This is a genomic window from Sorangium sp. So ce295 (assembly GCF_051527405.1).
In the GTDB taxonomy this organism is placed as follows: Bacteria; Myxococcota_A; Polyangia; order Polyangiales; family Polyangiaceae; genus Sorangium; species Sorangium cellulosum_B.
In genome coordinates this window covers 11299920-11314662 of record NZ_CP150324.1, presented here as the reverse complement: position 1 = coordinate 11314662, position 14743 = coordinate 11299920, and the positions used below count along the sequence as shown (strand labels likewise).

Sequence of the window (14743 nt, the reverse complement as noted above, 5' to 3'; positions counted from 1 at the left end):
GGCGATCGCCTCGTGAATCCCCTCCCGGGGTCGCCGTCCGTCCAGGGGCGGGCGCATCGGGGTCCCCGTGGTATCGATAGTGTATCGATACAGGAGGGGTCTGACGATGTCACGATCGCGGGAGCATGGGTCCCCTTACACGATCACCGGGACCCTCCACGAGGGCGGAAGAACCCGCCTGCTTCGCGCGGTCCGGAGCGTCGATGGCCGCCCGGTGATCGTGAAGGTCATCGACCCGAGGAGCGGCTGCTCGCAGGACATCGAGCGTCTCCGGCGCGAGTACACGATGGGCAAGGCTCTCCGCCACGAGGCCTTCGTCGAACCGCTCGCCCTCGAGACGTTCGAGGGGCTGCCAGCGCTCGTCATGGAGGATTTCGGCGGCGAGTCGCTCGATCACCTCATCGACGCGCCCATGAGCGCCGGGCGGTTCCTCGAGCTCGCGGTCCGCCTCGTCACCTGCGTGGCGGAGCTCCACCATCGGGACATCCTCCACAAGGATCTCAAGCCCCAGAACATCCTCGTCAACGCGACCACGGGCGAGGTGAAGCTCGCCGACTTCGGCCTTGCCTCCCGCCTCCCGCGCGAGCAGCCCCCGGCGGGGACTCCCCGGCTCATCGAAGGCTCCTTGCCGTACCTGTCTCCGGAGCAGACGGGGCGAATGAATCGAGCGATCGACAGCCGCGCAGACCTCTATGCGGTCGGCGTCATCTTCTACCAGATGCTCACGGGGCGCCTGCCCTTCGTGGCGCGGGATCCGCTCGAGTGGGTGCACTGCCACGTCGCCCTCGCCCCGCCGCCGCCCTCCGCGATCGTCCCCGGGGTGCCCGAGGTCCTCTCGGCGATCGTCCTGAAGCTCCTCGCCAAGATGGCGGAGGATCGCTACCAGACCGCCCGCGGCCTCGGGCACGACCTCGAGCGGTGCCTCTCGCAGCACCGGGCGTGTGGCAGGATCGAGCCGTTCTCCCTGGGCGAGCGCGACATCTCCGGCCGCGTCCAGCTCCCGCAGAAGCTCTATGGCCGCGAGCGCGAGGTGAGCGCCTTGCGGCGCACGTTCGAGCGCGTCCTGGACACGGGAGTCCCCGAGCTCGTCCTGGTCTCTGGCTATTCCGGCAGCGGAAAGTCGGCCCTCGTTCACGAGCTCTACAAACCGATCGTCCGGGAGCGAGCCCTGTTTCTCTCGGGGAAGTTCGAGCGATCCAGACGCGGCATCCCTCACTTCACGCTCGTCCAGGCCTTCCGGGATGTCGTGAGCGAGATCCTCGCCGAGCCCGAGGACAGGATCGCGGCCTTTCGGCAGCGGCTGCTCGACGCGCTCGGGCCCAACGGACAGCTCATCGTGGACGTCATCCCGCAGGTCGAGCTCGTCATCGGCCGGCAACCGCAGGTCCCCGAGCTCCCGCTGGCCGAGGCGCAGCACCGGTTCCGCGTCGTGTTCCGGAGGTTCATCGGGGCGTTCGCCCGGAAGGAGCACCCGCTCGTGCTCTTCCTCGACGATCTCCAGTGGACCAACCCCGCGAGCCTCGGGCTCCTTCATGATCTGATGACCCACCCCGAGGCGCGCCACCTCCTCGTCGTCGGCGCGTACCGCGACAACGAGGTGACGCCCTCGCACCCGCTCATGGCGGCGCTCGACAAGGTGCGGAAGGACGGCGCGCGCGTCTCGGACATCGTGCTCGGCCCGCTCTCCCGGGAGCACCTGGGCGCGCTCGTCGGCGACGCGCTCCGCTGCCGAAGCGAGGACGCCGCGCAGCTCTCGGCCCTCGTCCACGAGAAGACGGCCGGCAACCCCTTCTTCGCGATCCAGTTCCTCACCGCGCTGCACGAGGAGCGGCTCATCGAGCTCGACGAGCGCGCCGAGATCTTTCGATGGGACGTCGCGAAGATCCGCGACAAGGGCTTCACGGACAACGTGATCGACCTGATGGTCGGCAAGCTCGTGCGGCTCCCTCCGGGCGCCCAGGAGGCGCTGAAGCACCTCGCCTGTCTCGGGAGCGCCGCCGGCGTCGACCTCCTCGCGATGGTCCGCGGCGGCTCGGTGGAGGAGACGCACGCGGACCTCTGGGATGCCGTCCGCGTGGGGCTGGTCCTGCGCAGGGACGCCTCGTACAGGTTCGTCCATGACCGGGTCCAGGAGGCCGCCTATTCGCTGATCCCCGAAGGCGAGCGGCCGGCGATGCACCTCGGGATCGGCCGGCTGCTCGCGTCGCGCGCGGCGCGCGCGGCGTCGGAAGAGCTCGAGGAGAAGATCTTCGAGATCGTCAATCAGCTCGACCGAGGCGCTCCGCTGATCACATCACCGGCGGAGCGCGAGCGGGTGGCTGAGCTCAACCTCATCGCGGGCAAGCGCGCCAGAGCGTCGAACGCCTGCGTCCTGGCGCTCAGGTACCTGGCCGCCGGCAGGGCGCTGCTCCCGGAGGATTGCTGGGAGCGACGGTATGAGCTCACCTTCGAGCTCGAGCTCCATCGGGCCGAGTGCGAGTACCTCACCGGCGATCTCTCGGCGGCCGAAGAGCGGCTCTCGGCGCTCTCGCGCCGCGCCGCGGGCCTCGTCGATCTGGCCGCCGTCACGTGCGTGCGCCTCGGCCTCTACACGACCATGGACCGCAGCGATCGCGGCGTCGACGTGGGCCTCGACTACCTCCGCCGCGTCGGCGTCACGTGGTCTCCGCACCCCACGGACGAGGAGGTGCGGAAGGAATACGAGCGCGTCTGGGAGCTGCTCGGGAGCCGTTCGGTCGAGGACCTCATCGACTCACCCCAGATGACGGACCCGGAGTGCTGCGCGACCCTCGAGGTCCTGACCCACGCGCAGTCGCCGGCGCTGTTCACCGACGCGAACCTGAATTGCCTCGTCGTGATGCGAATGACGACCCTCAGCCTCGAGCGCGGCAACAGCGATGCATCGTGCATCGCCTACACCTGGTTCGGCATGCTCCTCGGGCCGCGCTTCGGCGATTACCGCATGGCTTACCGGTTCGCCAGGCTCGGCCTCGACCTCCTGGAGCGCCGCGGGGCCCTGCGCTTCAAATCCCGCGTCTATCTGGGCTTCGGGCACCGGGTCAACCCGTGGGTGAGGCACATGCGCGCCGGCGTGGAGCTCCTGCGACGGGGCTTCGAGGCGGGGCAGGAGACCGGGGACATCACGTATGCGTCGTACAACAAGAACTGCCTGATCACGATCCTCCTCGCCTCGGGAGAGCCCCTCGGCGAGGTGCAGCGCGAGGCCGAGCGCGCGCTCGACTTCGTGCGGCGGGCGCGGTTCGGCCTCGAGGTCGACATCGTCACCGCGCAGCTCAGGCTCATCCGGGCCCTCCGGGGCCTCTTGCCCGATCTCTCCTCGTTCGGCGACGCCGACTTCGACGAGCGCCGGTTCGAGCAGCGCCTGGAGGGCGATCCGCGCCTCGCGATCGCGACCTGCTGGTACTGGATACGCAAGCTGCAAGCGCGCTTCCTCGCGGGCGATATCGACGGCTCGCTCGAGGCCGCGGAGAAGGCGCGGCCGCTCCTCTGGACGTCGGGCTCGTTCTTCGAGGTGGCCGAGTACCATTTCTATGGAGCGCTCGCGCGGGCGGCGCGCTGCCGCGCGGCGGACGCCGCCGAGCGGCGCCGGCACCTCGAGGCGCTCGCCGCCCACCAGCGGCAGATCGACACCTGGGCGGAGAGCTGCCCCGAGAACTTCGGCCACAGGGCGGCGCTGATCGGCGCCGAGATCGCGCGTCTCCGCGGCGCACTGGACGACGCTGCCCAGCTCTACGAGCAGGCGATCCGCGCCGGGCGCGCGAGCGGCTTCGTCCACGACGAGGCGCTGGCCTACGAGATCGCGTCGGGGTTCTACCGGGAGCGAGGGTTCGAGCTGATCGCCGACACCTACCTCCGCGAGGCCCGCGCCTGCTATGTCCGCTGGGGGGCGGACGGCAAGGTCCGGCACATCGATCAGCGGAATCCGCGGCTCTGGGACGCGAGGCCGCTCGCCCCGACCGCCTCCTTCGCGGCGCGGTTCGAGCAGCTCGACCAGCTCTCGGTGATCAAGGCGTCGCAGACCCTCTCGAGCGAGATCGTCCTCGACAAGCTCCTGCGGACGCTGCTCACGGTTGTCCTCGAGCAGGGCGGCGCGCAGCGCGCTTGTCTCGTCCTGCACCAGGACGAGCGCCTCTCCCTCGGAGCCGAGGCCATCCTGGAGGAGAGCGGGGAGGTGAAGATCCTCCTCCCGCGCTCCGGGGAGGGCGCTTCACAGCGTGCCCCCCTGTCGCTCGTCCGCTACGTGCAACGGACGAAGGAGTGCGTCATCCTGAGCCCTACCGAGGCTCTCGACGGCAAGTTCTCCGGCGATGCGTACTTCGCGCGGCGCAAGCCCAGGTCGGTCCTCTGCATGCCCATCCTGAGGCAGGCGGAGGTGGCGGCCCTGCTCTATCTCGAGAACGACCTCCTCGCCGGCGCGTTCCCGCCGGAGCGGCTCACCGCCCTGTCGCTGCTCGCCGCGCAGGCCGCGATTTCGCTGGAGAACGCGCGGCTCCTCTCCAGGGAGCAGGCCGCGAGGACGGGGGCCGAGGCGGCGGAGCGGCGCGCGGCCTTCCTGGCCGAGGCCGGGGAGATCCTCGCCGGGTCGCTCGATTACGAGGAGACGCTGGCGCGCGTCGCGCGGCTCGCGGCGCAATCGCTCTGCGACTGGTGCATCACCGATGTCGTCGAAGGCGAGCAGATCCGGCGAAGCATCTGGGCGCACAGGGATTCCGCCAAGGAGTCGCTGCTCGAGCAGCTGCGGCGCCGGTATTCTCCTGCGATGGATTCGCCCCATCCGGCGGCCAGGGCGCTGCGGTGTGGTGAGCCGTTGCTGGTCTCCGGGTGCTCCGAGGAACAGCTCCGGCACTACTGCGAGGACGACGAGCATGCGAGGCTCATCCGCGAGCTCGGGGTGCAGAGCGTCATCGTGGTGCCGCTCATGGCGCGGGGGCGGCCGATCGGGGCGCTGAGCGTCGTCTCGTCCGCGCCGGGGCGCTGCTACGGGGAGGCCGACCTGGAGATCGTCCAGCACGTGGCGCACAGGGCCGCGCTCGCGATCGACAATGCGCGGCTGTACCGCGCTGCCCAGGAGGCCATCCGCATGCGCGACGAGTTCCTCACGGTGGCGACGCACGAGCTCAACACGCCGATGACGTCGCTCACGCTCTCGCTCGAGGCCATGGATCGGAGCCTTCGCTCGGGTCGGCTCTGCGATCCGCCGGCGATGGGCAGGCAGGTCGAGCGCGCGCTGCGGCAGGCGACGCGCCTGGCCCGGCTGAACCGCGAGCTCCTCGAGGTCTCGAGGATCGACACGGATCGGGCCTCGCTCGACCTCGCGGAGGTCGACCTCGGCGTGGTCGTGCGCGACGTGATCGCGCGGTTCGAGCTGGATCTGGCGCGCGCCGGCTGCTCGGTCTCGCTGAGGATCAGCGGCCGGAACGTGGGCTCCTGGGATCGCTCCCGCGTCGATCAGATCGTCACGAACCTCGTCGCCAACGCGATCAAGTTCGGCCCGGGCAAGCCCATCGAGATCGTCGTCGGCGAGGAGGCCGGGACGACGCGGCTCTCGGTGAAGGATCACGGGATCGGCGTCGACCCGGCGCGCCAGGAGCGGATCTTCGATCGCTTCGAGCGCGCCGTGTCCGACCGGCACTACGGCGGGCTGGGGCTCGGCCTGTACATCAGCCGCCAGATCGCGCGGGCGCACGGCGGCTCGATCCGTGTCGAGAGCGCGCCCGGCGCCGGCGCCACGTTCACCGTCGAGCTCCCCGGCGCCGGACCGCCGGTGTCGCCGCGGGCGCCGGCCTTCTCGAACGACTCGATATGATCGCGCACCTCCCCTGGAGGCAGCTCACGCAGTGATTATTGGGAATCGTTCGATTCGTCATGGCGTTCCCCTTCTTCGCGCGACCGACTCGCCAGAGGTGGTGAGAGCACCAGCCTTGGCTCTTCGCATGGACTCCCCCTTCGTTCCACGGGCCGTCACGGCATCCGGCGATGCCTCCCGGGTTGACGCTACACGCCGTTCGCCCGATAGCTTCCGCATGTGTTCGGGGAACATCCAGGCCCTGCTCGGAGTCGGGCTGCGGTGGTGAGCTATCCCCCCCTGCGCGCGCGCGTGCTCGTGTTGGCGGCGCTCGCCGCCTGCCGTGACGGCTCGGGTGCACCTGGCGCCGGGCCGGCGCCCGACGCGGGTGTTGTGGCGCAGGGGCCCTCCGTTGCGCCCACCGCGAGCGCGGCCAGCGCCCCGAGCGCGCCGTCGCTGGACGCGGAGGTGGCGGACGCGGCGGCACCGGACGCAGCAGCGGCAGACGCTGCAGCTTCGGACGCCGCCGCGCCAGACGCGGCAGCTCCAGACGCCGCCGCGCTGGGCGCCGGCTGCAAGCTGCGCCGAGGGCCGCTCTCGCTCTCGCTCCGTGGGCCGGCGCTGCTCTGGTCTCCCGACGAGGCGGAGCGCGCCGACTTCCGGGTGATCTTCAACCGCGACGGCGTGGCGCAGCACGTCGCGCCGTCGTTCGGCGGGCTCACCGCGCCAGGCTCTCCGCCCGCGGAGGCCGCGACCGACGCCGGGGATGGCAGCGGCGATCCAGCGCGCGCCTCGTGGCCGGCGTGCGTGGTGGCCTCCCGGTTCGTGTACTGCATGGATCACGGCGGCACGATCCGGAGGACCCCGCTCGGCGGCGGCGAGGGGCCGCCCATCGGCGCCGGGCGCCGCGGCACGGGGATCTCCGCCGTCGCGCTGCCCGGAGGGCACACGCTGCTCGCCTTTCTCTCGGATCGGAAGACGACCGAGGGCGCCGTGACGCAGGCCTTCGCCGTGCTCGACGACGGGGCCGCCGTGCCGCTCTCCGAGGAGGGCAGCGGCGCCACCTTCGTCGCGCTGTCGCCCTGGAAGGGAGGCGCGCTGGCGATGTACATCGACGCGCGCTCGGCGCTGACGCCGGTGCACGCCCGCACGCTGGGGCTCACGGCGGAAGGCAAGCTCGAGCTCGGCCCTGACGCTGTCGTCTTCGTCGGCGACGCCGGGGAATCGCGGATGGGCGGCGCGCTCGCCATCGGCGCCTCGGGGCCTGCGTACGTGCTCCTGCCGGCGGCGAAGGACATCTCGGCGTTCGGCATGGCGGCGATCCGCGTCGACGAGGCGCCGCGCGACGACATGCCCGCGGTCTGGTCGCTCTACCCGAACGGGCTCAGCCCCGCGCCGATCGCGGCCACGCAGGGCGTCTCGCCGATCCACGTGGCCCGGGTCCGGCCGGTCTCGCGCGAGCCCGGGGCGCGCCACGCGCTCGAGCTCGGGCAGCTCGACGGCGAAGGGCGGTTTCACGCGCGCTGCGTCGCGGTGGAGGGCAAGTCGTTCAAGCACGTGGCGATCGAGGCGGATCGCGGCGGCTCGCTGTGGATCGCGTACACGAACGCGGCCGGCACCTTCATCGAGCAGCGCGCCGCGGGGCCGTGATAAGCCAACCGCGTGGATTCGCGAATCCATCCCTATCGTAAATCTTAAGGAGTCGAGATGAAGCTAGGTTATATGCCCAGGGGCATTTCATTGCCGCTCGTGTCGCTGATCGCGCTCGGCGTCGCTGGCTGCGGCGACGGCGGCGGCGGTGACGCTGGCAGCGCGGAGAGCGCCTCGTCCGCCGCCGGCGGGCCGGGCGGCGCGGGCGCGGTCGGCGCCAGCGCCAGCGCCGGTACCGGCGCAGGGGGCGGGGACGGCGTCACGACGGGCGCAGGTGCTGGTCCGGGCAGCTCGACGACGACCGGCTCCACCTCCTCGACGAGCGGCGGCGGCGAGCCCAGCGCCGCGAGCACCGGCGCGACCACCTCGACGGGAACGGGCGGCGAGCCGGTGAGCTGCGACTATCCCGCGGAGTACGCGAACGGTTCCATCACCTTCTACACGCTCGACATGGGCTCGACCGAGGTGAACTGCAGCTACCCGATCGTCGGGCGCAACCCGGACGTCGTCGGGCACGTCCCGTTCGGCGGAGGCCAGTACTTCGCCGCCATGAACACCGCCGACTACAACGCCGCGGCGATGTGCGGCGCGTGCGTCGAGGTCTCCCGGGACGACGGGCGCAAGGTGCAGGCCATGGTCGTGGACCAGTGCCCGATCGCCACGAACCCGAAGTGCACGGCGGGCCACATCGATCTCAGCAAGAACGCCTTTCTCAAGATCGGCGAAGAGCGCGAGGGGTATCTGGGGACCACCCACGGCGGCGCTGCGGGGAAGATCTCCTGGCGGTACATCCCCTGTCCGACGACGAGCGCCGTCTCCTTCCGCCTCAAGGACGCGAGCAACAAGTACTGGAACGAGATCCTCGTCGAGGGGCACGCGCACCCGATCGAGAAGCTGGAGGTGGAGATCAACGGCACGTGGCAGACGGCCACGCGGCAGTCGTACAACTACTTCGTCGTCGGCGACGGGAACATGGGGAATGCGCCCTATCACGTCCGCGCGACCGACATCAACGGCTCCACCGTGGAAGCGATGCTGGAGCTCAAGGCCGGAAACCAGCCCGCGAGCGCGCAGTTCGCCGCCTGCAACTGAGACCGAGGCCCGCGCGCCCCGTGCTCGAGGGCGGCCGCCCGGAGGCCCGGTGGTGGACGCGCCCCTCGCCCGGCGCGGCCTAGCTCCCACGGGCGCCGCGGCCGCGCCGGGCTGCGGGGAAGCGCGCTCGCCAGCCGGCTGGTCGCGGGGCCAGCTGGTAGGATGGCCGCCCCCTGCGGTCGGGACGCGCCGCCGGGATCTCCAGGAGAACACCGTGCAAGACCCTCGCCCTGCCCCGTCGCTGCTCACCGTCGACGACTTCGAGCGCGCAGCGCGCGCCCGGCTGTCGAAGATGGCTTATGACTACTACCGATCAGGCGCCGACGAGGGCCGCACGCTCCGCGAGAACCGGCGCGCCTTCCGCCGCCTCGAGATCCATTACCGCGTCCTCGTCGACGTGGCCGAGCGGGACATGAGCACGACGGTGCTCGGCACGAGGGTGCCGTTCCCCATCCTCGTGGCGCCGACGGCCTATCAGCGCCTCGCGCACCCCGACGGCGAGATCGCCTCCTCGCGGGCGGCCTCCGAGCTCGGCACCATCTTCACGCTCTCCACCCTCTCGACGACGAGCCTCGAGGCGGTCGCGGGCGCGTCTCCAGGGCCGAAGTGGTTCCAGCTCTACGTCCACAAGGATCGCGGCCTCACGCGCGCCCTCGTCGAGCGGGCCGAGTCCTCCGGCTACCGGGCGCTGATGCTGACCGTCGACACACCGGTCCTCGGCCGCCGGATAGCGGACGTGCGCAACGGCTTCGCGCTGCCCGAGGGGCTCGTGATGGCGAACCTCATCGACGCCGCGGCGGCCGCCCCGGCCGAGGAGCGGGGCTCTCTCCTCGCGTCCTACGTCGCCTCCCGACATGACGCCTCGCTGACGTGGCGCGACGTCGGGTGGCTCGCCTCGCTCACGAAGCTCCCACTTCTGCTCAAGGGCATCGTCAGGCCGGACGACGCGGTCCGCGCGCTCGAGGCGGGCGCGGCCGGCGTCGTCGTCTCCAACCACGGCGCGCGGCAGCTCGACGGCGCCCCCGCGACGATCGAGGCCCTCCCGGCGATCGCCGACGCGGTCGCCGGGAGGTGCCCGGTGCTGATGGACGGCGGTATCCGGTGGGGTACCGACGTGCTGAAGGCGATCGCGCTCGGCGCCCGCGCGGTGCTGGTCGGACGCCCAGTCCTGTGGGGGCTCGCCGCGCTCGGCGGCGACGGCGTCGCGCGCGTGCTCGCGGGGTTGCGCGATGAGCTCTCGATCGCCATGGCGCTCGCCGGCTGTCCTACCCTGGCATCCATCGATCGCGACCTGGTCCGACGAGCTCAGGCGCGATGATGGATGCCTGAGTCGCACGAGCGCGGAGTTTTCCAAGATCGGCGCTGTCCCGCGTGCGGCCAGGCGGCGGACGGCGGCGATCGCGACGCGCATGTCGGTCACGTCGATGCATTGCCGCGGTCCGCTGAATCGAGGTGTCAAGGCGTCTTCGACGAAAGAAAAGGTGGCGGCCATTCAGCCTCACCCGTACACTCGGCCATCGTGAGCAGCGCAGTACTTGCGAGGGAGCGGTGGCGGAGGCTCTTCACGCGAGGCGCTGGCGCCTCCGGGGGGGAGCCCGCGCCCGAGGGAGCGGACCCGGCCATGGGGATTCGGCTCCGGCGTTTTGCGGGGCCGGCGGCCTACCTGGATCAGATGTCGTCGCTCCGGATTGCCCACCTGACCGATCAGCATGTCGGTCGCGTGACGTCGGTGCGGGTGCAGCGCGCGGCCGTCGCGCTGACGAACCTGCAGCGGCCCGACCTCGTCGTGCTCACGGGCGATTTCGTGTGTCACAGCCAGCTCTACCTCGATCAGCTGGAAGAGGTGGTGCGCGGCTTCGAGGCGCCGGTGATCGCCGTGCTGGGGAATCACGATCACTGGTCGGGCGCCGACGCGGTGAAGCGCGCGCTCGAGCGGGGCGGCGCCGCGGTGCTCTGCAACGCGAGCACGGTGATCACGCTGGGCCATGAGCGGCTCCAGGTGGTGGGGCTCGACGACGCGTATACGGGCCACGCGTCGCTCGAGAAGGCGGTGAAGGGGATGCGGCGCGACCTGCCGACGCTGGGCCTCTCGCACATCGCCGAGGAGGCGGACGGGCTCTGGCGCCATGGCATCCCGCTGGTGCTGTCGGGCCACACGCACGCGGGCCAGGTGACGGTCGCGCGCCTGAACGAGCTCTCGATCGGCAAGATCGCGGGGCACCGGTACATTCACGGGCTCTACGGCACGCGCAAGCGGGGGGAGCCTGGCCAGGGGGCGGTCTACGTCGGGGCGGGGATCGGCGCGGCGGTGATGCCGTTGCGCCTCGGCGAGCGGGGCCAGCGGGAGGTCGCGGTCTTCGAGCTCGGCAGCGAGCCGGGGTCGTTCGACGAGCACCACACGGAGCAGGTGCCGCACCTCGGGCGCAAGCCGACACCGGAGCTCATGGCGAGCCGCGCGGCGAAGGTGGCGAGGAACCGGGAGCGGCGGGCGCGGGTGCACCGGCACGGCGAGGGGAGCGTCGGCGGCGGAGAGCCGTAGCGCCGCAGCGCCAAAGGCCGTCCCTGGTTGCGCAGGTCAGAGATCCTGCCAGCGATCGGTTGGCCGGACTCCTGGTGGGTAGAATCAGTAGCGGAAGCCCAGGGCTCCCGAGGGCCCCCAGAGGATCGCCGAGGCGAGATCGACGTTCATCCGAGCCTCGAGGTAGATCGCGTGCTGATCGAGGGTGACGAGGTCGTAGCTCAGGTGCCCGCTGAACCCGAACGCCGTCGAGGTCATGGACGACGTTGACGTCGCGCGGGTCACCGCGAGCAGGAGCAGGCCAGCGCCTCCGCCGAGCCGGAAATCGCCGAGGTGGGTCTCCACCGCGAAGCTCGGGCGGAACATGCGCGCGGGGAGGCCGAACTCGGTAACGCCGACGAAGCCCTCGAACCCTCCCCAGAGCGCGACGTGCTCGAGCGTGCCCCCGGCGGCGGCGCCGAAGCTCGCTCCATAGATGGCGAGGGAATAGAAGCTTTGCCACGAGCCCCCGGCGTGCAGCTTGACGCCGAAGCCGCGCTTCCACCCCGCCGGGCCCTCGGGTGCGGGCGCCCCAGGCGGCGCGGCCGGCGGCGCCTCCTGCGCGCTGGCGAGGGCCGGGGCGAGGAGCCCGCAGAGCGCGGCCGCGCCGCCCCATCGCCGGCTCGACGAGCGGATACGCCGCCTCATCGACACACCACCGGGCGCGCGACGCCTGCGCTCCCCCCCTCGGCGAGCTTCATGCGCGCGGCCGCCTGCTCGCAGACGTTGCTCGCGACGAGATCGCCGCACTCCCTCTCCTGGATGCACCGGCTCTCGTCGGCGGTGAGCCACAGCTCCTCGTTCCCGTTACAGCCGACGTTCTGCTGGCAGAGCGCGGGAGTCGCGGCGAACGACGGACAGCACTCTTCGAGATGCGCAGCCGCGTTTTCGCACAGGAACTCCTGCTCGCTGACGCCCATCCCGAGGGCGAGCGGCGCGACCAGGATGACGCACAGGATTCGACGGGCAGAGATCCACGATCTCACGTTCAACCTCGCTGCAAAGCGTGAAGGCGGCGCGACGGAGCGCGGCGCCCCCGGACGCCATGGCATCCTACCGCGAGCGCAGGCCCATGTCCTCGGTCTCGCCCCCCGCGCGCTCGAGGAACCCCGCGGGTCGGTCGATTCGCATTGACGCCCGACATGTGAACGTTCACATTTGGGGTCGCGCCCATCCTCCTTTGGCTTCGTCCGGTAGGGTACCGGGCCGCTCACGAACCTGAACTGGCCACGCGAACGAGGCGCGAACCCTGAGCAACCACGTTTCGCGTCCCCAGCCTTAACTGCCGGCGCCCTCGCCGGACTGGTGTAAAATGAGAGTCTCTCTGATCGTAGCTCCTGCGATGTTGTTCCTTCTTGCCTGCGGCTCCGACGCCGACCCCCCTGCCGACGACCAGTCCAGCTCCAGCACGACGAGCGTTGCGGGTTCGGGCGGGGGAGCCTCGACGGCCGCCAGCACGAGCGCCTCCAGCAGCGTGAGCTCCAGCAGCAGCAGCGGCGGGACCGGCGGCAGCGGCGGCGCCGGCGGCAGCGGCGGCGCCGGTGGCAGCGGCGGCGAAGAAGAGAACCTGCTCGCCGCGGCCGACAGCATCGACGGCTTCCGCTGGGAGATGCCGTGCGACCGGGACCCGGGCAACAGCGACGAGTGTCCGTGTTCGGCGCTGGTCGACGAGACCAAGACGTTCGGCGGCTCGCCCGACACGGTCTATCTGGTGACCGTCCGGCTCCGCGGCGTCGTCGAGCCGGAGACCTACAAGGGCGGCACGTCCGACGGCAATCACTTCCGCGTGGGCGGTACACCCGACAACGCGACGTACAACCGCTACAGCATCTCTGTCTCCGACCCGGCCGAGGTCTACTGGCTCAACGATAACCCCACCGTGGGGCACGACACGTTCAAGATCGACCACACGAAGACCATTCCGATCCGGGGCGGATCCAAGGTGTCCTTCAAGGGCGAGGATCCGAATCACACCAGCATCGCCAACTTCAAGCATCTGGTCGTGGACGGCATCCCCCCGGCGCCCGAGCCGTACGTCGGTCAATTCATCCAGCTCGACGTGCAGTCCGTCGAGAAGAAGCCGTGAACGCGCGCCGCGCCGCCCGCGCTCCTCGCGCTCGATCCACCGCGGAGCGGGCCGCCGCGGAGCGGGGCGGCGATCTCGCTCACTCGATCGGCCCGTCCGCGCACGCGCCCCGCGCGTCGACGGAGGTGCCGCTCGCGGCCGCCGTGCAAGCGTTGGCGTACGTCTGGCCGTCACAGCCGCACACGGGCGCGAGCTCCTTCGTGCACACCTCGGGCTTCTCCGCGCAGGTGCCGGACGCGTCCGCGCGCCCGCAGATCGCGGAGGGCGCGTACTTGCAGTAGAGCCCCTCGCCGCACACGCGCGGCCCGCCGAGGGTGAAGCCGCCACAGCTCTCGCCGATCCCCACGATCGTGGGGCCGCACTCGCCCGCGCTCCTCACCGAGACGCCGGCCGTGGCCGCGACGCAGCCGTTGCTGTACGTGCGGCCATCGCAGCCGCACACCGGATCGTACTGCTGCGGGCACGCGTCGGGCATGAGCTTGCACGCGCCGCTCCGGTCGTACGCGCCGCAGTTCGCCTCGGGGGCGAAGTCGCAATATAGGCCCGCTGCGCACCGTATGCCGGCGATGCCCCCGCACATGCCGCCGGGCCGCGCGCGGGTGAAGCCGCTCTCGCGCTCGAAATACGCCGGTACTTCCGCCACGTCGCTCACCGCGAGCGCGCCCTCCGCGGCCCAGGTCTCCTCCGCATCCGCGAGATCCGCGACCTCGGCATCGTCGGATGTCGCCGTGCAGGCGGCGAGCGTCACAGCGAACACTGTACCCAGGACATGTGTCATCTTCATGATCGTGAAAACTCCTCGTGAGGAAGCGGCCCGGCGCTCCGGGCGTCTCCTCGGCCATGCGCATCGCGCGCGAGCAGGGCAACGCGTCGCTGCGCGATGTCGCCGTGTCCTCCAACGCGTCGAGCCCTGGCTCGACCTGGGGTGACAGTGCGTCGGCATGTCCGGACTCCAGCGCCTTGACGAGCGCTCTCCTTCACGCCCCACGGCGTCTTCGCTCATCGACTCGGTGTTTGCTCGCTTTCCGCGTTTGCCGTTTGTCGTTCATTGAGCGTCGATTGCCGGTGAGCGCCTGCCGTCTGTCATCCCCGCTTGTCGTTCGTTGCCCGCTGTCGTTGGCACGTTTGCAATCGGTGTTCCCTCGGAGAAGAGATGAGCCCGCCCGCCGCGGATCTTCGCGGCCTCGTCGGAGCGGGGAGCGGGGCGATCGCCAGGTCCGGGCGGGTCGGACGCCGAGAGGAGCGCGCGCGCTCCCTGTTTCCATCTCACCTGCGGCGATGCGGCGTTCCGCCACACGGGGGTGCGGGCTGTAGGAGCCCATCCCCTGAAGCGGGGCAGTTTGCTACGTGGAAGGCGGGAGGGGCGCTGCGCCGGTGGCCGTCCGGGCAGCGACGATTGTGGTGCTGACATAAGCAGCTCTGACGCGCCGCGAGGTGGCGGGGCCTCGAGGCAGCGATGCGTGCGGTGCGCGAGAGGAAGCGGGAAGACGTGCGGAAGACGTGCGAGGAGAGGGCGGAAGACGTGCGAGGAGAGGGCGGAAGCGCGGGGAAC

9 protein-coding genes are annotated in these 14743 nt (G+C 71.0%); 6 read left to right on the top strand and 3 right to left on the bottom strand.

Annotated elements, in window-relative coordinates; all coding sequences use genetic code 11:
* Nucleotides 1-106: 106 nt before the first annotated feature.
* From WMF11_RS42990 to WMF11_RS42970, 5 genes are all read left to right on the top strand, one after another.
* On the top strand, nucleotides 107-5827 hold the full coding sequence (locus tag WMF11_RS42990) for a sensor histidine kinase (protein WP_437974876.1): 5721 nt from the start codon (nucleotides 107-109) through the stop codon (nucleotides 5825-5827).
* 264 nt (nucleotides 5828-6091) lie between these two features.
* Nucleotides 6092-7456, top strand: a complete 1365-nt coding sequence (locus tag WMF11_RS42985; protein WP_437974875.1) for a hypothetical protein — start codon at nucleotides 6092-6094, stop codon at nucleotides 7454-7456.
* 57 nt (nucleotides 7457-7513) lie between these two features.
* Nucleotides 7514-8548, top strand: a complete 1035-nt coding sequence (locus WMF11_RS42980; RefSeq protein WP_437904868.1) for an expansin EXLX1 family cellulose-binding protein — start codon at nucleotides 7514-7516, stop codon at nucleotides 8546-8548.
* A 214-nt stretch (nucleotides 8549-8762) separates the two neighbouring features.
* Nucleotides 8763-9866: an alpha-hydroxy acid oxidase gene (locus tag WMF11_RS42975; RefSeq protein ID WP_437974874.1), complete on the top strand. Its 1104-nt coding sequence runs from the start codon at nucleotides 8763-8765 to the stop codon at nucleotides 9864-9866.
* 303 nt (nucleotides 9867-10169) lie between these two features.
* Nucleotides 10170-11087: a metallophosphoesterase gene (locus tag WMF11_RS42970; protein ID WP_437904866.1), complete on the top strand. Its 918-nt coding sequence runs from the start codon at nucleotides 10170-10172 to the stop codon at nucleotides 11085-11087.
* 84 nt (nucleotides 11088-11171) lie between these two features.
* On the opposite strand, the gene WMF11_RS42965 is transcribed toward WMF11_RS42970, so the two are convergent.
* Nucleotides 11172-11753 carry a hypothetical protein gene (locus WMF11_RS42965; RefSeq protein ID WP_437904865.1) on the bottom strand — a complete coding sequence of 194 codons (582 nt, stop codon included), beginning with the start codon at nucleotides 11751-11753 and terminating at the stop codon, nucleotides 11172-11174.
* Nucleotides 11750-12091: a hypothetical protein gene (locus WMF11_RS42960; RefSeq protein ID WP_437904864.1), complete on the bottom strand. Its 342-nt coding sequence runs from the start codon at nucleotides 12089-12091 to the stop codon at nucleotides 11750-11752. Before WMF11_RS42960 ends, WMF11_RS42965 begins: the two co-directional genes overlap by 4 nt.
* 356 nt (nucleotides 12092-12447) lie before the next feature.
* On the opposite strand from WMF11_RS42960, the gene WMF11_RS42955 reads away from it, so the two are divergent.
* On the top strand, nucleotides 12448-13191 hold the full coding sequence (locus WMF11_RS42955) for a hypothetical protein (protein WP_437974873.1): 744 nt from the start codon (nucleotides 12448-12450) through the stop codon (nucleotides 13189-13191).
* A gap of 79 nt (nucleotides 13192-13270) precedes the next feature.
* Here the strand turns inward: WMF11_RS42955 and WMF11_RS42950 are convergent, their stop codons facing one another.
* Entirely contained in the window at nucleotides 13271-13975 is a 705-nt protein-coding gene (locus tag WMF11_RS42950) for a Kazal-type serine protease inhibitor domain-containing protein (protein ID WP_437974872.1), read from the bottom strand.
* Nucleotides 13976-14743: the final 768 nt, after the last annotated feature.